17 protein-coding genes are annotated in these 18,573 nt (G+C 44.3%); 6 read left to right on the forward strand and 11 right to left on the reverse strand.

Annotation, left to right across the window (positions count from 1 at the left end; translation table 11 throughout):
• Window positions 1–14: 14 nt before the first annotated feature.
• Window positions 15–1,193 carry a hypothetical protein gene (locus A136_RS17000; RefSeq protein ID WP_017061188.1) on the forward strand — a complete coding sequence of 393 codons (1,179 nt, stop codon included), beginning with the start codon at window positions 15–17 and terminating at the stop codon, window positions 1,191–1,193.
• 104 nt (window positions 1,194–1,297) lie between these two features.
• Here A136_RS17000 and nhaC read toward each other — a convergent pair whose 3' ends face one another.
• Complete coding sequence (gene nhaC, locus A136_RS17005; RefSeq protein ID WP_017063453.1) at window positions 1,298–2,734, reverse strand: Na+/H+ antiporter NhaC; 1,437 nt, start codon at window positions 2,732–2,734, stop codon at window positions 1,298–1,300.
• A gap of 500 nt (window positions 2,735–3,234) precedes the next feature.
• Between nhaC and asd the strand changes: the two genes are divergently transcribed.
• Window positions 3,235–4,353: an aspartate-semialdehyde dehydrogenase gene (asd, locus tag A136_RS17010; protein WP_017061186.1), complete on the forward strand. Its 1,119-nt coding sequence runs from the start codon at window positions 3,235–3,237 to the stop codon at window positions 4,351–4,353.
• Between the two features lie 152 nt (window positions 4,354–4,505).
• Here the strand turns inward: asd and A136_RS17015 are convergent, their stop codons facing one another.
• Together A136_RS17015 and A136_RS17020 are read right to left on the reverse strand one after the other, a co-directional pair.
• Window positions 4,506–5,348 carry an ion transporter gene (locus A136_RS17015; protein WP_029235134.1) on the reverse strand — a complete coding sequence of 281 codons (843 nt, stop codon included), beginning with the start codon at window positions 5,346–5,348 and terminating at the stop codon, window positions 4,506–4,508.
• Between the two features lie 149 nt (window positions 5,349–5,497).
• Window positions 5,498–6,136: a YchE family NAAT transporter gene (locus A136_RS17020; protein ID WP_017061184.1), complete on the reverse strand. Its 639-nt coding sequence runs from the start codon at window positions 6,134–6,136 to the stop codon at window positions 5,498–5,500.
• A 638-nt stretch (window positions 6,137–6,774) separates the two neighbouring features.
• Here A136_RS17020 and adhE point away from each other — a divergent pair.
• Window positions 6,775–9,480, forward strand: a complete 2,706-nt coding sequence (gene adhE, locus A136_RS17025) for a bifunctional acetaldehyde-CoA/alcohol dehydrogenase (protein WP_017061183.1) — start codon at window positions 6,775–6,777, stop codon at window positions 9,478–9,480.
• A gap of 186 nt (window positions 9,481–9,666) precedes the next feature.
• Here the strand turns inward: adhE and A136_RS17030 are convergent, their stop codons facing one another.
• The 3 genes from A136_RS17030 to sodB all read right to left on the reverse strand — a co-directional run bounded on the left by A136_RS17030 (window position 9,667) and on the right by sodB (window position 11,964).
• Window positions 9,667–10,350, reverse strand: coding sequence for an SDR family oxidoreductase (locus A136_RS17030; protein WP_017063454.1), 684 nt, complete (start codon window positions 10,348–10,350; stop codon window positions 9,667–9,669).
• Between the two features lie 278 nt (window positions 10,351–10,628).
• On the reverse strand, window positions 10,629–11,132 hold the full coding sequence (locus A136_RS17035) for a VC2046/SO_2500 family protein (RefSeq protein ID WP_276202729.1): 504 nt from the start codon (window positions 11,130–11,132) through the stop codon (window positions 10,629–10,631).
• A gap of 247 nt (window positions 11,133–11,379) precedes the next feature.
• Window positions 11,380–11,964 carry a superoxide dismutase [Fe] gene (gene sodB / locus A136_RS17040; protein ID WP_004734050.1) on the reverse strand — a complete coding sequence of 195 codons (585 nt, stop codon included), beginning with the start codon at window positions 11,962–11,964 and terminating at the stop codon, window positions 11,380–11,382.
• 269 nt (window positions 11,965–12,233) lie between these two features.
• On the opposite strand from sodB, the gene A136_RS17045 reads away from it, so the two are divergent.
• Together A136_RS17045 and A136_RS17050 are read left to right on the forward strand one after the other, a co-directional pair.
• Window positions 12,234–12,572 carry a Grx4 family monothiol glutaredoxin gene (locus A136_RS17045; protein WP_004741702.1) on the forward strand — a complete coding sequence of 113 codons (339 nt, stop codon included), beginning with the start codon at window positions 12,234–12,236 and terminating at the stop codon, window positions 12,570–12,572.
• Between the two features lie 98 nt (window positions 12,573–12,670).
• Window positions 12,671–13,300, forward strand: coding sequence for a DsbA family protein (locus A136_RS17050; protein WP_017063456.1), 630 nt, complete (start codon window positions 12,671–12,673; stop codon window positions 13,298–13,300).
• Between the two features lie 191 nt (window positions 13,301–13,491).
• Here the strand turns inward: A136_RS17050 and A136_RS17055 are convergent, their stop codons facing one another.
• A complete protein-coding gene (locus tag A136_RS17055) occupies window positions 13,492–14,817 on the reverse strand; it encodes a Na+/H+ antiporter family protein (RefSeq protein ID WP_029235135.1) in 1,326 nt (441 codons plus the stop codon).
• A gap of 65 nt (window positions 14,818–14,882) precedes the next feature.
• Window positions 14,883–15,527 carry a ribonuclease T gene (gene rnt, locus A136_RS17060; protein WP_017061178.1) on the reverse strand — a complete coding sequence of 215 codons (645 nt, stop codon included), beginning with the start codon at window positions 15,525–15,527 and terminating at the stop codon, window positions 14,883–14,885.
• Between the two features lie 188 nt (window positions 15,528–15,715).
• Between rnt and motY the strand changes: the two genes are divergently transcribed.
• On the forward strand, window positions 15,716–16,597 hold the full coding sequence (gene motY, locus A136_RS17065) for a flagellar protein MotY (RefSeq protein WP_017063457.1): 882 nt from the start codon (window positions 15,716–15,718) through the stop codon (window positions 16,595–16,597).
• Window positions 16,598–16,692: 95 nt separating this feature from the next.
• Here motY and A136_RS17070 read toward each other — a convergent pair whose 3' ends face one another.
• The 3 genes from A136_RS17070 to nth all read right to left on the reverse strand — a co-directional run bounded on the left by A136_RS17070 (window position 16,693) and on the right by nth (window position 18,538).
• On the reverse strand, window positions 16,693–17,127 hold the full coding sequence (locus A136_RS17070) for a DUF2753 domain-containing protein (protein WP_004734047.1): 435 nt from the start codon (window positions 17,125–17,127) through the stop codon (window positions 16,693–16,695).
• 200 nt (window positions 17,128–17,327) lie between these two features.
• Window positions 17,328–17,744 (reverse strand): lactoylglutathione lyase, encoded by a 417-nt coding sequence (gene gloA, locus A136_RS17075; RefSeq protein ID WP_004734046.1) that lies wholly within the window; start codon window positions 17,742–17,744, stop codon window positions 17,328–17,330.
• A gap of 158 nt (window positions 17,745–17,902) precedes the next feature.
• Entirely contained in the window at window positions 17,903–18,538 is a 636-nt protein-coding gene (nth, locus tag A136_RS17080; protein ID WP_017063458.1) for an endonuclease III, read from the reverse strand.
• Window positions 18,539–18,573 lie beyond the last annotated feature (35 nt).

Below are 18,573 nucleotides of genomic sequence, written 5' to 3' on the forward strand. Positions count from 1 at the left end.
TGTCAGAGGTTTATATGTTACGAGTTTCGAGTCGAAGTTGGATGGTGTTGGTGCTTAGCATTGTGCTAAGTGGTTGTTCTCTCTTAGAAGTTAAGTTAGATAGTCAAACGACGCCTCTCACTCAACAAGAGTTAAATGCTCGGCTCATGACGCGTGAATACGCCAAGATGTTTTTTACACGAGTAGAAGACTCGGCTGATTTAATCGCGCAATTTTATCCTGCTGATGACACTTTACATCAATCTTATGTGTTGCTTTGGAAGATCCATGCAGAGCAGGGATTACAACAAGCGGCTTACCAAACTTCCCCAATGTCTGCGTTAATTGACTCGTGGGTTTTCACTGCCCAAATGAATCAGTTTTATAGCCAAGGCGACGGCGCGGATCTGTTCGCGACGGATGATGCAGTAGAGACCGCTCGTTTTCTTGATCAAGAAGCCGAGAAGCTGGCAAAGGGTGTATTGAGCTCGAGTGATTTCAAAAACAGCAAAGCGTTCGTTGCGCAGTTTTCTGCTAGCCACCCATTTAAAGACCTCACATTCAGAAGCACACCTGCTTACCGTGAATGGCTAAATTACCTTGGTAAAGACGAATCGCAAATCGTTCAGAGCTTAGGCACCATGCCAGAAGCAATGAGTGACGCATCTGATCGTTTAAGCCTTATGGCTGACCAGACACCAAAACTGATGTCGTGGAAAGCGGAGTTGGTTGCATTGAATAGCTCACTAACGGGTGAAGACCTATCGATGACGCTGGAAAGCCTTCGTCAAACATCAGCAAGCATGCAAGACTTCATTGAGAACAATCCGGAGTACATGCAAACACTGGCTTCTATTATGTCGACAGAAATGCAACCATTGCTCAACGACCTCAGTGATAAAACCGACCAAAAATTAGCGATGCTGAGTGATGAACGTGTGGCATTAGAAAAAATGGTGACACGTGAGAGAGAAGCTCTAGTAGAGATGATTGCGAAAGAGCGCATCGAGATTGCCGGCATTGTGACTTCAGAAAGAGAACTGTTCACGCAAGACCTTGATCGCGTCTCTCAAGAGGTGGTGGTACTGGCGATTGATAAGCTAATGGAGTTAATCAAAGGTGTGATTATCTACTTCATCCTGTTTATCTTAGTAGTGTTCTTTGCACCGTTAGGCATCGGTTACTGGTTGGGTAAACGAACCGCCAATAAATAGATAAATAAGTAAATCAGCAGATCAAAAAAGAGCGCTCTAGGGCGCTCTTTTTGCATTTATCCATTAACGTTTTGAGTTACGTTCGAAAGCGTTAGCTCCTGAACTTAAGCTTGTTGCTTGCTTAACTCGGTCGCTTCTTCAGCTTCAAACGCTGGTGCTGTTGGTTCACACTTATCAACGAACCAACCCATGTAAGATGTCACGATAGTCACGATGATACAGATGAAGCTTAACCACATGAAGGGTGCGTAAGACAGCGTCGCAACACCAAGAATACTCGCCATGTAGATACCGTTATCACTCCAGGGAACCATACCCGACGTTAGCGTGCCACCAAACTCAGCATTACGAGATAGGTTCTTACGCTTGTAGCCTAAACGGTCGTAGTTTTTCGCACAGATTTTTGGCGTAAGGATTAACGATACGTACATTGCAGAACCGAACACGTTACCCATGAAGGCCGTACCAATTGTGCTCGTCGCTAGTGAGCCTGCGCTGTTTACGCGGCGCTCAAACACCTTAGCGATTGTCTCTAGTACGCCCACTTTATCCAGTAAGCCACCGAAACCTAGACCAAATACGATAACCGCAACTGAACCTAGCATTGAAGACATGCCGCCACGGTTAAGAATCGAATCAATAAACTCTACGCCAGATGAGATTGAGAACGGTGCCCAAGCAGTGTTGAATGCCGTTAGGAAGTCGATATCTTGGATCATGACTGCCCAGATAATACCCAGCAGAGAACCAAAACTGATGACCGGGAATGAAGGCATACGGAAAGCCAACAGACCAAGCACGATAAGTACCGGAACGAATGAGTAAGGCGTGATGTAGAACTGAACTTCCATTGCTTTGATTACAGAGTCTACTTGGCTCATGTCAACGTTGCCCGCGTAGTGGAAACCAAACGCAGTAAACATGATGCCTGTAATCACGTAGCTGATTAACGCAACTGGAAGCATGCCCTTGATGTGTTCAACCACTTCAACACCAGACATTGAAGAAGCCAGAATCACTGAATCAGAAAGAGGAGACATCTTGTCACCGAAGTAACAGCCTGACAGCACGGCACCTGCAGTAATCGGTGCTGGAACACCTAGGCCTTGGCCGATACCCATCATCGCGATACCTGCTGTACCCGCAGCACCCCAAGAAGTACCGGTCGCCAATGCAGTTAGAGAACAGATGATCATGGTCGCTAAAAGGAAGATAGAAGGGTGGATAGCTTTCAGACCATAGTAAATGATAGTAGGTACGATCCCGCCTGAGATCCAAGTACCAACAAGAGCGCCAACGGCTAAAAGTATTAAAACCGCGCCTAAGCCATTGGATATTCCTTTGAGTGCTGCTTTTTCTAAGTCTTTGTATTGGTGTCCAAGACGAATACCAAGAACCATGATAATGAACCAGCCAATATACAAGGCAAGTTGAATTGGAAGGTCAAGCTTTGCAGTAAAGGAAAAAGCAAGGGATAGAAATAGTCCTAACGCGATGAATACCTGCAATAGGTTCGGTAGGCGAGTTTTACTCTGCTTCATAAAAGCCTCTTGTGATTTCGAGCATTTATAGTGCTTCGTTATAGTGTGTGGTGCAAAACGGACACTACAGTAATTAGTTTATTATATCGAAAAAATACGCCCAAGTTGTGATATTTGACTGTTAACTCAATCAATTGTGGTTTCATAATCTAAATTTTTGTTACATTCATGATTGTTACATGTTGAAATCTGTCGCGCGTTGTTTTCGTTTTGTAAAATAAAACTCTGATTAACCTTGGTTTAAAAGAGGGATTTACTGTTTGTGATGAGCGTCGATTGAATCGACTTTGGCGATGTAAATGTTTGAATTTGACGATAATGGACGCTTAATCAATGAGGTGGAGATGGAATGTCGATACAGAGATAACTGCACGATTCATTACGTTCACTTAAAAGAAACGAAAAAGTTACACTTTTTGACAAAAAGCACTTGAGTTCTGTTTCTGAAAAACTTATAGATGGGGGAGAGCAATTTTTAATTTATACATGGAGAGTGAGCGATGAGAGTAGGTCTAGTTGGTTGGCGCGGTATGGTTGGTTCTGTACTGATGCAACGTATGGTTGAAGAGAAAGACTTCGACTTGATTGAGCCTGTTTATTACAGCACATCTCAGATTGGTATTCCTGCCCCTGTTTTAGGTGGTAAAGATGCGGGTCTACTTCAAGACGCTTTTGATATTGATAGCCTAAAACAGCTTGATGCTGTGATTACCTGTCAAGGCGGCGATTACACATCAAAAGTATACCCAGCACTGCGTCAAGCAGGTTGGAAAGGTTACTGGATTGATGCAGCATCTACTCTGCGTATGGATGCTGATTCAATCATCACTCTTGATCCTGTTAACTTGGCTCAAATCCAGCAAGGCATTCACAGCGGCACCAACACGTTCGTTGGCGGTAACTGTACTGTGAGCTTAATGCTTATGGCTCTAGGTGGTCTGTACGAGAAAGGCATGGTTGAGTGGATGAGTGCCATGACTTACCAAGCAGCTTCTGGTGCGGGTGCTAAGAACATGCGTGAGCTGATCTCACAAATGGGTGTGATCAACGACAGCGTAAGTTCTGAGTTAGCAAACCCTTCAAGCTCAATTCTTGATATCGATAAGAAAGTGGCTGATACGATTCGTTCATCTTCATTCCCAACAGACCAATTTGGTGCTCCGCTTGCAGGCTCACTGATTCCTTGGATCGATGTGAAGCGTGAAAACGGTCAGAGTAAAGAAGAGTGGAAAGCCGGTGTTGAAGCGAACAAGATTCTTGGTCTAGATGGTCAGCCAATCCCAATTGATGGTACTTGTGTACGAATCGGTGCAATGCGTTGTCACGCTCAAGCACTAACGATCAAGCTTAAGCAAGACGTGCCAATGGACGAGATCGAAGAGATCATCGCAACGCACAATGATTGGGTTAAAGTGATTCCTAATGACCGCGACATCACGGCACAGGAGCTAACACCAGCGAAAGTAACAGGCACAATGTCTGTACCTGTCGGTCGTCTGCGTAAGATGTCGATGGGTAACGACTTCCTAAACGCCTTCACGGTTGGTGACCAACTACTTTGGGGTGCTGCAGAACCACTACGTCGTACTCTACGCATTATCCTTGCTGAGAAATCGTAATAGGCAAGATTGCTTAAATTCTATTAGCTGATAAACCGAAAGGGTTGACGACAAACGTCAACCCTTTTTAGTTTATTGCTACCTCGTTATTCGGCCCTCGAAACTGCCCTTAAATCTCTTCGCATCTCGCTACTCGAATCTCGTGTCTGCTTTTATTTCTCGTCGGTGACGACACGCTTGTCTGGATCCGCTAATTCGCTAGCACAGTGCTTGCAATACATGGCGTCTGAATCATGACCCGCTCGGTTACAGTTCGGGCACTTAACCAATTCTTTGTGCGAGTTCATCTCATTACTGAGTTCTGCAGTAATGATCCCGGTTGGCACTGCTAAGATAGAGTAACCCAATAGCATGGTCAGTGATGCTATGGCTTTACCAAGCGCGGTCTGCGGCACCATGTCACCATAACCTACCGTAGTGATAGTCACGATGGCCCAATAGATACTGTGAGGAATACTGGTGAAGCCATTGTCAGGACCTTCAATAACAAAGATCAAGGCGCCAAAGATAACCACCAAGATGCCGACGGTGCTAAAGAAGATCAGTATCTTTCGTCGTGCCATTAATAGTGAGCGCAACAGAATATTGGAATCTTGCAGGTAGCGAACCAGCTTTAGAATTCGGAAGATACGCATCACACGCAGCAGTCTCACCACACCCATAAATGAAGCGCCTGGGAAGATGATTGCTAGGTAGGTCGGAAGAATCGCCAATAGGTCAACGACACCATAAAAACTGGTGGCGTAAGATTTTGGCTTTGGGGAGCAATAGAGCCTTAACAAATACTCAAGAGTGAAGAGTGCAGTGAAGGTGTATTCGATATAACGCAGCTGTTGTGACCATTCGGTCATCACATTAGGGATGGATTCTAAGATCAGAACCAACAGCGAAGCCAAGATTGCAACGATCAGAGTTATATCAAATGCACGTCCGGCTGGCGTGTGAGTACCAAAGATAATGACGTACAAATGATGCTTGAGTGGCTTGCGTGACATAAGGAGAGGTTCGTCTTCTGTTAAATGCATTAACAGTCATTATACAAGCTTCATAATAACGAGGCGAGTGAAAGCCCAATTGCTTTACTCGCCTCATCTATATTTCAATATTGTTGCCCTTTATAGAGCAACCGAAATGTTGTTAAACGTTATGCCAAGCCTGGGAACAGATTACGTAGGCCATTGGCGATGAACTCGATGCCCAATGCGCCAAGAATCAGACCCATGATACGAGTGATCACGTTGATACCCGTTTGACCTAAAAAGCGAACGATAACCGGCGCTGAACGGAACAAAAGCCAAGAGCACGTTGCGAATGCGATGATGCTAATGCCGATGCCGACCGTATCAATAGCAGCAGGGTAGCGAGAACCATAAACAATGGTCGAGCTGATTGCACCTGGGCCTGCCATTAGCGGCATAGCAAGTGGAACAACGCCGATCTGCTCTTTGCTGATGTATTCAGACTTCTCTTGTTTGTTCTGCTTATCTTCACCGAGCTTACCGCTCATCATCGAAAATGCGATGCTCAATAACAGTAAGCCACCAGCAACGCGGAATGAATCCAACGAGATGCTAAACATATCAAGAAGCATTTGCCCTGCAACAAGTGACATAATCAAGATCACGGCAACAGCAATATTTGCTTGTAAGGCTGTCCTGTTCCTCTCTTCTGGCGGCATATGAGCAGTAAGAGAAACAAAAACAGGCATGATGCCGATTGGGTTTACGGCAGCAACAAGCCCAAGGAAGAATTGCATAAAAATTGCGAGTTCTAAGCCTTGCATGAGAGCGATCTCCAGTTAGCGTACTTAAGGTTGAAGGGTTGATCTGTGAATAGTTTAGGCGCGTAATGTAAGGGACAAACTCAATTTACGCGAATGAAAAAAACTAACTTGAAATGGGTGATTCTTTTTAGAAAAACTAATTGAATCTCACTTTTGTTTTAAGCCTGTTGCAAGCTAGTTGGTAGTGTTTCATTTTGTAATTTATTATTGAGTAACTGTTAACCGACGCACGAAATTAATAAAAATTATGTCAGAATCTAGCCCGTACAACGCTATGGATATACTCTCAGTAGCACGAATATAGCTGTATACATGTAATTTAACGGACTAAAAATGAAACTTTTTTACAGTTTATTACGCTATGTAGAAAAAAGTTGTCTGTTTGCTTGTTTTTTGCGCGAACGAAAAGTGTGAGTTTAATCTATATAAATCATGCTCTTAAGTTCATTTTTGCGATTGCCTTACTACTTTCTGGTTAATTCTTTTTGGGTAACTGATCTGGGTCAATTTTTTTCACACAGTGAAATAATATACTCAGCCCTGAAAGCAATTTACTAAGAACGCTGGTGTTTAAGGTTAACGGCAAGCAGCGAATTTAATAAAAAGTTTTTAATATTTATTATTTTAGGAGATCCACCATGCCTGTAACTAACTTAGCGGAACTTGATGCTCTAGTAGCTCGCGTTAAAGCAGCACAAGAAGAGTTTGCAACATTCTCTCAAGAGAAAGTAGACGCAATCTTCCGCGCAGCTTCTCTGGCTGCTAACCACGCTCGTATTCCACTTGCTCAACAAGCAGTTGCTGAATCTGGAATGGGTATTGTTGAAGATAAGGTTATCAAAAACCACTTTGCATCTGAATTTATCTACAACAAATACAAAGACGAAAAAACATGTGGCATCTTAGAAGAAGATGACAACCTAGGCACAATGACTATCGCTGAGCCTGTAGGTATCATCTGTGGTATCGTTCCAACAACGAACCCAACTTCTACAGCAATCTTCAAATCTCTAATTTCTCTTAAGACACGTAACGGCATCATCTTCTCGCCACACCCACGTGCAAAGAACTCAACTAACGACGCAGCGAAACTAGTTCTAGACGCAGCTGTTGCAGCTGGTGCTCCACGAGACATCATCGGTTGGATCGACCAACCATCTGTAGAGCTTTCTAACGCGCTTATGAAGCACGACGGTATCGCACTTATCCTTGCTACTGGTGGTCCAGGCATGGTTAAAGCAGCATACTCTTCAGGTAAGCCTGCTATCGGTGTTGGTGCTGGTAACGTTCCTGTCGTTATCGATGAAACAGCTGACATCAAACGTGCTGTAGCATCTATCCTTATGTCTAAGACTTTCGATAACGGCGTAGTATGTGCTTCTGAGCAAGCTGCAATCGTAGTTAGCGAAGTATATGACGAAGTTAAAGAGCGTTTCGCTTCTCACAAAGCTCACGTTCTATCTAAAGCTGACGCTGATAAAGTACGTAAAGTTCTGCTTATCGACGGCAACCTAAACGCTAAAATCGTAGGTCAACCTGCTCCAGCAATCGCTGAAATGGCTGGTGTTAAAGTTCCTGCTGATACAAAAGTACTTGTAGGTGAAGGTCTTGGTAAAGTTTCTTACGATGACGAATTCGCTCACGAGAAACTATCTCCAACTCTAGGTCTATTCCGTGCAGATGACTTCGAAGACGCAGTTGCTCAAGCGGTAACTATGGTTGAAATCGGTGGTATCGGTCACACATCTGGTCTTTACACTAACCAAGATACTAACGCAGACCGCATCCGTTACTTCGGTGATAAGATGAAGACTGCTCGTATCCTAATCAACATCCCGACTACTCACGGTGGTATCGGTGACCTGTACAACTTCAACGTTGCACCTTCTCTAACTCTAGGTTGTGGTTCATGGGGTGGTAACTCTATCTCTGAGAACGTAGGTCCTAAGCACCTTATCAACAAGAAAACTGTAGCGAAGCGAGCTGAAAACATGTTGTGGCACAAACTACCTAAGTCTATCTACTTCCGTCGTGGTAGCCTTCCAATCGCAATGAGCGACCTAGAAGGTAAGAAACGCGCATTCCTAGTAACTGACCGTTTCCTATTCAACAACGGTTACGCAGATGACGTAGTTAGCTTGCTTAAAGCACAAGGCATCGAAGTTCAAACTTTCTTCGACGTAGAAGCGGATCCAACGCTATCTGTTGTTGAGAAAGGCGCTGAAGCAATGAAGAGCTTCCAACCTGACGTAATCCTTGCTCTAGGTGGCGGTTCTCCAATGGATGCTGCTAAGATCATGTGGGTTATGTACGAGCACCCAGAAACTCACTTCGAAGAACTAGCAATGCGCTTTATGGACATCCGTAAACGTATCTACAAGTTCCCTAAAATGGGTCAAAAAGCTGAGCTTGTATGTATCACTACAACTTCAGGTACAGGTTCAGAGGTTACTCCATTCGCTGTTGTTACTGACGACAAGACTGGTGCTAAATACCCACTAGCTGATTACGAAATCACGCCAAACATGGCTATCGTTGATGCGAACCTAGTAATGAACATGCCTAAGTCTCTAACAGCGTTCGGTGGTTACGATGCAGTAACTCACGCTCTTGAAGCTTACGTATCTGTTCTAGCGAACGAGTACTCAGACGGTCAAGCTCTTCAAGCTCTTAAGATGCTTAAAGAATACCTACCATCAAGCTACAAAAATGGTGCGGCTGACCCAATAGCTCGTGAGAAAGTACACAACGCAGCAACTATCGCTGGTGTAGCATTTGCGAACGCATTCCTAGGTGTGTGTCACTCAATGGCTCACAAAATTGGTGCTGAGTTCCACCTACCACACGGTCTTGCTAACGCACTACTTATCTCAAACGTTGTACGTTACAACGCGAACGATAACCCAACTAAGCAGACTGCATTCTCTCAGTACGACCGTCCACAAGCACGTCGTCGTTACGCTGAAGTTGCTGACCACCTAGGCCTAAGCCAAGCTGGTGACCGTACAGCTCAGAAGATTGAACGTCTACTGACTTGGTTAGAAGAGCTTAAAGTTGACCTAGACATCCCACTATCTATCCAAGCTGCGGGTGTTAACGAGTCTGACTTCATCGCTAAACTAGACGAGCTAGCTGTTGAAGCGTTCGATGACCAGTGTACAGGTGCTAACCCACGTTACCCTCTAATCACTGAGCTAAAAGAAGTTCTAACAACTTCTTACTTCGGCCAACCATACGTTGAAGGCGAAACTTTCGAAGGTACTACAGTTATCCTTAAGAAAGCAGACCAAAAGCCAGCTGAAGCGAAAGCGCCAAAAGCTAAAAAAGAAAAAGCTAACGCATAATAAGTAAGCATTAGTTTTGAGATAAGTTTTCGCTAGCACGATACTTATCTATCGGGAAAAGATGAAAGCCCCAGTCGAGAGACTGGGGCTTTTTTTATGTTTGGTTCGTTTGTAAAACGGATTGAGAGGCAATAGCTCTGCTACTTAATATGAGCTGAGCCAGTCATGTTCAATTGGAATAGGGAGTTAAACCTCTGCCGCGACAACTCGCCCACTGAAGTAGTCATTCGAGACAATGTATTCGGTTGTTCTGGTCAGCTCGTCTTGCAGCTGCGCCCAGTGACATCGGTTGAGCTTGCCATCGGAGTTATGAACGGCGGGAACAACGCCACCGACTCGAATGCCAAAGGGAGTCAGCTCTTTCGCCCAACTATGGGTAAAGCCAGTGATCATTGAGTTTGCGCTCTCTAAGCCAGACACATCGTGAAAGTCATCATGAGATATCACATTCACAATCACGCCTTCCTTATCTTCCTCTCGCAATCTCTCAGCACTGATTTGCCCAAATGCGAACAGGGTCGATGCCATCGATGAGAGATCATTAATAAAGCTGCTCACAGGCTGATCGCCAATTAGGCTAGGCATTGGGGAGCTTATCCAGTTATTGACCAGCACATCGGGTGTCGTGTTGAAGGTGGTTTGAATAAAATCATATACGCTGAGAATCGCTTGGCTGTCATTGCCTTTGAGCGTGTAGTGGTAAACAGAGTCAGAAAACCGGGCACACTGTAGATACGTCGCTTTAAGTGCTTCCGTGTCTTTATCACAAAGGATGACGGTGGCTCCAAGGTTAACAAAGTGGTTCGCAATCGCCCCCCCCAGTAGCGAGCCGGCAGATGTCACCAATATGATTGAGCTTTTTATTTCCATCCCAGTACCTAAACAAATCGTCCATGTCGGATAAGGATGGGTTAAAATTTATACAACGGGTGTGAATTGGTTCAAACTAAGGTGTGCCAATTAATAAGTTTTTATGAACTTAGTGGCACGTCACATTTTGTAGTAACTTCAAGCGGTAACCGACATCAGGTGTTTTTAGGTTGCCTAAGGCTAGTGGTTCATATCATTCGTGTGAATACTTTGAAGTGTGCGAGTTAGTCGAAGAAGAGCTATGGATAGACAGCGAAAAAGGGAAAGGTAGGTGATCGCTATACTTGAGCTTGAATTTGATACCGACGTTGCGCGGTGGTTAGCTCATTGTAGAGCGTGGCATGTGGCAAATCAGGTAAATGCTTGTTTGCGAGTTTGCGTCGGTCATGACCAGAAAGGTTTTGGTAAACCTCTTCGGGTAAGTCGGCTGTATCTTCAGGCATGAAGGCAAGCGCTTCAGGTTTCAAGTAATGGCTGAGTTTGGCGCTGGCAAGGCTAGCTTGATGAAAATGATTAGATTGCTGAGCTGAAATCTCATATGAAGACTGGTTTGAACGCAGTTGTTGAGGTTCTGCTACGCCAAATTGTTTGCGCAGGCGATCTTCATTTGTCTCTGTGATTTCAATGGTGTCAATTGGCGTGCAATCACGGACATCATTAGAAAACATAGATAGCAGCAACGCGAAATCTGCACGGCGACCTTGCTCAACCGCTTGGCTGATCCCGATGCCGAACTTCAGTTCGTTGATGATTCCTGCTTTGTCTAAAGTATGTATTTGCATGTCGCCTCTCATTGGATACACCTTTAACGGCATGGAGTCGGCAAACTTTAGTGTTTAATTACAGGCAAATAGAGAATTTATGTAGGGTTGGGAAGAAGGCTATCAATAGTTCGAGAAGTAAGCGCTATTGGCGGGTTTATTACGAAATGTTTAGATTTTGTGGAACACGACAGATACAAAAAAGCTCACGCCGAGGCATGAGCTTTCAATAGATAACTCGCTATAAATAGCGCAGCGTAAGCAATAATTACTTAGCTAGGTTCTCTTCTACGAAAGACCAGTTTACTAGGTTCCAGAATGCAGCCATGTAGTCAGGGCGAACATTGCGGAAATCGATGTAGTAAGCGTGTTCCCATAGGTCAACAGTTAGAAGTGGAGTAACACCTTCTTCTGTTAGAGGAGTAGCAGCGTTAGAAGTGTTAACGATGTCTAGAGAACCGTCAGCTTTCTTAACTAACCAAGTCCAAGAAGAACCGAAGTTGTTGATTGCTGAATCAGTGAATTTCGCTTTGAATTCTTCGAAAGAACCGAATGCAGCGTTGATAGCTTCTGCAACAGCGCCAGTTGGTTCGCCGCCCGCTTTAGGAGCAAGACAGTGCCAGTAGAACGTGTGGTTCCAGATTTGAGCAGCGTTATTGAAAACACCACCAGTAGAAGTCTTAACGATCTCTTCTAGTGTTTTGCCTTCAAACTCAGTACCTGGGATAAGGCCGTTTAGCTTAACAACGTAAGTGTTGTGGTGCTTACCGTGGTGGAAATCTAGCGTTTCTGCTGAGATGTGTGGTTCTAGCGCGTCTTTCGCGTAAGGAAGAGCCGGTAGTTCAAATGCCATTGCTCAATTCTCCATTGATATGAAAGAGTTAACTCTTTCGATTGCTTCCAGTGATATTATTATTCATGGCTCGCTATACTGCCAACCATGGTCAATTTGCTGACTTGCGATATAGTTTAGCAAGTTTTTACTTTATTAAAAGCTTATTTCATTACTTTTGTGTGAATTGTTAGCTTAGCTTGTTAACCGCTTTTTTTATATGGTTTTTATTCTTTTAGTTTGGGGTAGAATAAAGGCAATAAAAGCCGTAATCCATTAACGAGGAAGCAATGGAAACTATCGATAAAATCAAACAGCAAATTGAAGAAAACACTATTCTACTGTACATGAAAGGTTCTCCTAAGCTACCTAGCTGTGGTTTCTCTTCTCAAGCGTCTCAAGCTCTAATGGCATGTGGCGAAAAATTTGCTTACGTAGATATCCTACAAAACCCTGATATCCGTGCAGAGCTTCCTGCTTACGCACAGTGGCCAACTTTCCCACAACTTTGGGTTGAAGGTGAGCTAATCGGTGGTTGTGACATCATTCTTGAGATGTTCCAAAAAGGCGAACTTCAGCCAATCATCAAAGAAGCAGCGGCTAAAGTTGCTGGCGATGACGCTGAATAAGTTCTAGCCTTTGCGCTGAATAGTTAAAATGAGGGGCCTTAATCAGGCTCCTTTTTTGTTTGAATTGATCGAATCATTGACTCGATAAGGAATGAACAATGAACGTAAAACTTCATTATGTGCATGATCCAATGTGCAGCTGGTGTTGGGGTTACAAGCCAACACTTGAGTTATTGAAACAACAATTGCCTGCGAGCATTGAGTTTAACTATGTAGTGGGTGGTTTGGCCCCGGATTCTGATGAGCCAATGTCAGAAGAGATGAAAGGCAAGCTGCAAGCGATTTGGAAGCAGATCGAAGCTAAGTTGGGTACTGAGTTTAACCATGATTTTTGGACAAAGTGCCAACCTGTTCGCAGTACTTACCCTGCGTGCCGTGCCGTGATTGCTGCAGGTTTTCAAGACCACTACGAAGCGATGCTTGAAGCGATTCAACATGCTTACTACCTTCGTGCGATGTTGCCACATAGCCAAGACACACATTTGCAGTTGGCTGAAGAGCTAGGTATGAATGTTCAACAGTTTGAAAATGACCTTTCTAGCAAGTTATTGGAAAGTGAGTTAGATGACCAGCTAGGCTTTAAAGAAGCGATGGGTGTATTTTCTTACCCGACCTTAATGCTTGAAGTGAACGGCATCTTTAGTGAAGTTGAATTGGATTATCATTCAACGGAAGCGACGCTTAAGTCTATTCGCGAAATTTTAGTGAGTAATGCTCCCGCTGCGTAATTCAGCGAGAGTCATCTGTATTCGCAATGATTTCTAAGGCTTACTCATCAGAGTAAGCCTTTTTTGTTTGGTGTCGCTAGTTCAATGAGAGTGAGCGGAAGGAAGAGTAGAATGAATCTCAGAGACAAAAAAGACCGCACGAGGCGGTCTTTATAAAAGTGAGCGTAGGACTGTTTAACTACAGAACCTAATTACAGAACCATGGCTGCAATCCAACCGAATACGATCAGTGGGATGTTGTAGTGCAGGAACGTCGGTACTACGGTTTCCCATACGTGCTCGTGTTGACCATCAGCATTTAGACCAGACGTTGGACCTAATGTTGAGTCAGAAGCCGGAGAGCCCGCATCACCAAGTGCAGCAGCTGTACCTACTAGAGCGATTGTTGCCATTGGCGAGAAGCCAAATGCTGCTGCTAGTGGAACGTAGATAGTTGCAAGGATTGGAATCGTAGAGAACGAAGAACCAATGCCCATAGTAACCAATAGACCAACAATTAGCATAAGTAGTGCTGCTAGAGGCTTGTTGTCGCCGATGCTTGTTGAAAGTGCTTCAACCAAAGATTCAACGCCACCTGTTTGCTTCATAACTGCCGCGAAACCTGCTGCTGCAATCATGATGAAACCGATCATTGCCATCATGTGAACGCCCTTGGTGAAGACATCTTGTGTCTCTTTCCAAGCAATAACGCCACCGAAGGTAAATACCATGAAACCCGCTAGAGCACCGATGATCATAGAGCCAGTCGATAGTTGAACTGTTAGCGCTGCTACGATACCAGCTGCTGCTACTAGGATGTGCTTCTTGTTGATCTCTTTCACTTCTGTTGAAACAACAGTGTGAGAGGTTTCTTTGTATTGGCGAGGCTTACGGTAAGTAAAGAATACTGCAGTAAGAAGACCGAAGATCATGCCCGCAGCGGGTAACAACATCGCCATTGGCACTTGGCTTGCTACTACGTTTTCAAGACCATTGTCGTGAAGGTTTTTAAGCAGAATGTTGTTTAGGAAGATGCCACCAAAACCAATCGGTAGCACCATGTAAGGTGTAATCAGACCAAAAGTAAGTACACACGCAACTAGACGGCGGTCTAGGTTCATTTTTGCGAATACGCCTAGTAGAGGTGGGATTAAGATTGGGATGAAGGCGATATGTACTGGAATCACGTTTTGCGAAGACATGGTCACTAAGATCAACGACGCAAGCATGCCGTATTTAAGACCAGTCGATGCCGCACTGTTCTCTTTGCCGTGAATGCGTTTGATAACACTTTGAGCAAGGAGATCTGTGATACCAGAACGTGAGATAGCAACAGCGAATGTACCAAGCATAGCGTAGCTAAGTGCAATCGTTGCACCGCCGCCTAATCCACTTTCGAAAGCCGCGACTGCGTCGTTCAAGCTCATACCAGAGGCTACGCCACCGATAATTGCACTGAACGTCAGAGCAACGACTACGTTTACGCGCATCAAAGCTAAAACAAGCATGATGCAAACTGAAATTACAACAGGATTCATATTATTCTCGGGATGTTGTGTTTTTTATGAAGGCAATACGAAAAAACGTTTACCGACTCTATTTTTTATTCTTCGTCAACAAGAGGCCAACCACCAAGGGCTTTCCATTTGTTTACAATGCCGCAAAATAACTCTGTGGTTTTTTGCGTATCATACAAAGCAGAGTGTGCTTCTTTGTTGTCAAATTCCATCCCTGCAGTGCGGCAAGCTTTAGCCAAAACGGTTTGACCGTAGGCAAGACCACTAAGAGCTGCAGTGTCAAAAGTAGCAAATGGATGGAAAGGGACGCGTTTAAGCTTACAGCGCTCACTTGCCGCATTAACGAAGTTCAAATCGAATGTAGCGTTGTGAGCAACCATGATTGCGCGACTGCAATCTGAAGCTTTTTGTTCTTTTCTCACTAGCTTGTAGATTTCTTTAAGGGCTTCTTGTTCCGACACAGCACCACGTAATGGGCTAAATGGGTCTTTAATTCCGTTAAAGTCTAATGCTGCCTGCTCTATATTTGCGCCTTCAAAAGGCTCAATGTGAAAATGAAGCGTTGATGCAGGGTGCAGATCTCCGTTCTCATCCATTTTTAATGTAATGGCACAGATTTCTAATAATGCATCGGTTTCAGCGTTAAACCCTGCGGTTTCCACGTCGATGACCACTGGAAAATAGCCGCGAAAGCGTTTTTTTAGGGTCAGAGCTTCGTTTTCTACAGTCATGTTAGCCCAAATAAGTGTGATTAAGGCTGCATTATTGCAGATAATAGCAGTGATAAAAACTAGGGAAGGGCAATAAATCTTAAATTACCCAACCCATTACGGCTTGATAATTGCATATTTAAACGTGAGAGAAAAATGCGGCAATTGGCTGCATTGTTAAACGAATTGCTTAAGAGATACTCCACTTTATGAAGAAACAACTCATAACAGGTTCAATGCTATTTTCGCTACTTGTGTCGTCATCGGTCATGGCACAAGAAAAGCGTTACGGAGCATCTCCTCAACAGTCGACATGGGAGATGGTAGCCAACACGCCACTTGAATGTCGCTTGGTCCACCCAATTCCAAACTTTGGTGATGCTGAGTTCTCATCTCGCGCGAGTAAAAAAATCATTTTGGACTTTGAGCTTAAAATGCGCCGTCCAATGGGTGCGACGCGCAATGTAAGCTTGATCTCTATGCCGCCACCTTGGCGTCCGGGTGAAAGTGCTGATCGTATGACAACCATTAAGTTCTTCCAGCAATTTGACGGCTATGTCGGCGGTCAAACAGCTTGGGGCATCTTGAGTGAGTTGGAGAAAGGGCGTTATCCGACATTCAGCTACCAAGAGTGGCAGAGCCGAGATCAACGTATCGAAGTGTCGTTGTCGTCGGTGTTGTTCCAAGAAAAATACAATGTGTTCAGTGACTGTGTTGCTAACCTGCTGCCTTACAGCTTTGAAGATATCTCTTTCACTATTTTGCATTACGACCGCAACAGCGACCAGCTGAACAAGTCGTCGCGCAAAAGGCTGAGCCAGATTGCCGATTACGTTCGCTATAACCAAGACATCGACCTTGTGCTGGTGGCAACGTACACCGACTCTGTCGACAGCAAAGGGATTAGCCAAAACCTTTCAGAGCGCAGAGCAGAATCGTTAAGAGAGTACTTCAAATCTCTAGGCCTGCCAGAAGATCGTATCCAAGTGCAAGGCTATGGCAAGCGTCGTCCGATTGCGGACAATAACTCGCCAATTGGTAAAGATAAGAACCGACGTGTTGTGATCTCTTTAGGTCGCACACAGGTTTAAGCTAAACAACAGCTTGTTTTGAAATGACAAAGCCCGTCTTGATGACGGGCTTTTTTATGTTTTAAATTTGGAGTCGTTGTTTTAACGGAACTTGTTTAATTCAAGCGGAAGCGGGCGATCATTTCACAGTTGGTCGCGGTATCGATCTTTTCCACCATAGAGGCAATTTTAGGGTTTGGGTGGCGTTTCATGAAATCGATCAGCGCTTTCTTACAGCAACCAATAGAATCGATAAAGCTTGAACATTGAGTATTAGGGCACTGAGGGATCAGTGTGAGTACCTTTTCGGAAGCCAGTTGAAGATACTTGAGCTCGTATTCAGTGTCGCCAGCCCAACGCCAGAATTGAGCAAGATTGTGGCAAGAAATCACCGAGATCAGTAAGCGTTCATCGGCTTGAATATCGGTGCGTTCTGTAATTTCTTCACTTAAGTTCAAAGCCTGCTGATAATGAAGAATACTTCGTACAGGATCGTCGAGCTGCAATGCAGTATCGGCAAGTAACGTGTGTTTTTCCCATTCGCTAATCATTGTATTACCTCACTAATCAATAGGTGGTTAATTTAAATGATAATCATTATCATGTAAAGTTTCATCAATGAGATTGTTAAGAATAATTGGTAAAGAATATCGATTATGGTGAGAGTGATAAAAAAGAAGCGAGCATAGTGCTCGCTTCGTTTTTCATTTCTTCAGGCGTTCAAACCCAACTTCTCAAAGAGGTTAAGGAATTAACCTTCTAGACCTGCGCTTGCTTGTTTGTTCTGAATCAGCTCAATCATGTAGCCATCAGGATCTTTAACGAACGCAATGTGTGTAGAGCCGCCTTTAACCGGACCCGCTTCTCGCGTTACGTTGCCGCCAGCTGCTTTAATCGCATCACACGTTGTGTAGATGTCATCAACACCGATAGCAACGTGACCAAAAGCAGAGCCAAGATCGTATTCCGTGGTGCCCCAGTTGTAAGTCAGCTCAATCACTGCGCCTTGAGATTCGTCGCCAAAGCCAACGAAAGCCAGTGTGTATTCGTACTCTTTGTTTTCGTTCTTACGTAATAGCTGCATGCCCATTACATTGGTGTAGAACTCGATAGACTTGTCTAGATCACCCACGCGTAGCATGGTGTGTAAAATACGACCGTTTGACATGATTTGCTCCTAGCGTTAACTATGTTTACGTTTTTTGTAATTCTGTTTTATGCCGCCAGAAAAGTGCGGCACGGTTTAGCTTCTTAGCTTCTTAGCTTCTTAGCTTCTTAGCTTCTTAGCTTCTTAGCTTCTTAGCTTTGGGCTAACAGCTTATGAGCTTAGACGTCTGTTTTTTCCTTGAACTCACACAAATCCTCAATGATACAGCTGCCACAGCGTGGTTTACGTGCGACACAGGTGTAACGTCCATGAAGAATGAGCCAATGGTGGACATCCAGTTTGAATTCTTTTGGGATAACTTTAAGTAGTTTTGCTTCGACATCGTCGACGGTTTTACCCATCGCTAGCTTAGTGCGGTTTGATACACGATAGATGTGAGTATCAACGGCAATGGTTGGCCAACCGAATGCGGTATTTAACACTACGTTTGCTGTTTTACGACCGACACCTGGAAGGGCTTCTAATGCAGCGCGATCTTCCGGTACTTCACCATTATGTAGGTCAAGCAGCATACGACACGTTTTGATGGTGTTTTCTGCTTTTGAGTTAAATAGGCCGATGGTCTTGATATACTCTTTTAAGCCATCAACACCTAGGTCGAAAATTGCTTGCGGAGTGTTGGCTAAAGGGTACAGCTTATCCGTCGCCTTGTTCACGCTGACATCGGTTGCTTGTGCAGACAATAGAACGGCAATCAGCAGCTCGAATGGGCTGTTCCAGTTAAGCTCAGTCTCTGGCTTTGGATTGTTTTCTCTTAAACGCTCAAGTATTTCTACTCGTTTTACATTGTTCATAGCGACATTACTTTCAAATAGTTAGGGCATGAAGC

Origin of the sequence: Vibrio crassostreae 9ZC13 (assembly GCF_000272045.2) — a bacterium.
GTDB lineage: Bacteria > Pseudomonadota > Gammaproteobacteria > Enterobacterales > Vibrionaceae > Vibrio > Vibrio crassostreae_C.

Bases quoted from the DNA above. Each gene is read 5' to 3' on its own strand.
- A136_RS17000 (WP_017061188.1), top strand. From the start codon at position 15: ATGTTACGAGTTTCGAGTCGAAGTTGGATGGTGTTGGTGCTTAGCATT.
- nhaC (WP_017063453.1), bottom strand. From the start codon at position 2,734: ATGAAGCAGAGTAAAACTCGCCTACCGAACCTATTGCAGGTATTCATC.
- asd (WP_017061186.1), top strand. From the start codon at position 3,235: ATGAGAGTAGGTCTAGTTGGTTGGCGCGGTATGGTTGGTTCTGTACTG.
- A136_RS17015 (WP_029235134.1), bottom strand. From the start codon at position 5,348: ATGTCACGCAAGCCACTCAAGCATCATTTGTACGTCATTATCTTTGGT.
- A136_RS17020 (WP_017061184.1), bottom strand. From the start codon at position 6,136: ATGCAAGGCTTAGAACTCGCAATTTTTATGCAATTCTTCCTTGGGCTT.
- adhE (WP_017061183.1), top strand. From the start codon at position 6,775: ATGCCTGTAACTAACTTAGCGGAACTTGATGCTCTAGTAGCTCGCGTT.
- A136_RS17030 (WP_017063454.1), bottom strand. From the start codon at position 10,350: ATGGAAATAAAAAGCTCAATCATATTGGTGACATCTGCCGGCTCGCTA.
- A136_RS17035 (WP_276202729.1), bottom strand. From the start codon at position 11,132: ATGCAAATACATACTTTAGACAAAGCAGGAATCATCAACGAACTGAAG.
- sodB (WP_004734050.1), bottom strand. From the start codon at position 11,964: ATGGCATTTGAACTACCGGCTCTTCCTTACGCGAAAGACGCGCTAGAA.
- A136_RS17045 (WP_004741702.1), top strand. From the start codon at position 12,234: ATGGAAACTATCGATAAAATCAAACAGCAAATTGAAGAAAACACTATT.
- A136_RS17050 (WP_017063456.1), top strand. From the start codon at position 12,671: ATGAACGTAAAACTTCATTATGTGCATGATCCAATGTGCAGCTGGTGT.
- A136_RS17055 (WP_029235135.1), bottom strand. From the start codon at position 14,817: ATGAATCCTGTTGTAATTTCAGTTTGCATCATGCTTGTTTTAGCTTTG.
- rnt (WP_017061178.1), bottom strand. From the start codon at position 15,527: ATGACTGTAGAAAACGAAGCTCTGACCCTAAAAAAACGCTTTCGCGGC.
- motY (WP_017063457.1), top strand. From the start codon at position 15,716: ATGAAGAAACAACTCATAACAGGTTCAATGCTATTTTCGCTACTTGTG.
- A136_RS17070 (WP_004734047.1), bottom strand. From the start codon at position 17,127: ATGATTAGCGAATGGGAAAAACACACGTTACTTGCCGATACTGCATTG.
- gloA (WP_004734046.1), bottom strand. From the start codon at position 17,744: ATGTCAAACGGTCGTATTTTACACACCATGCTACGCGTGGGTGATCTA.
- nth (WP_017063458.1), bottom strand. From the start codon at position 18,538: ATGAACAATGTAAAACGAGTAGAAATACTTGAGCGTTTAAGAGAAAAC.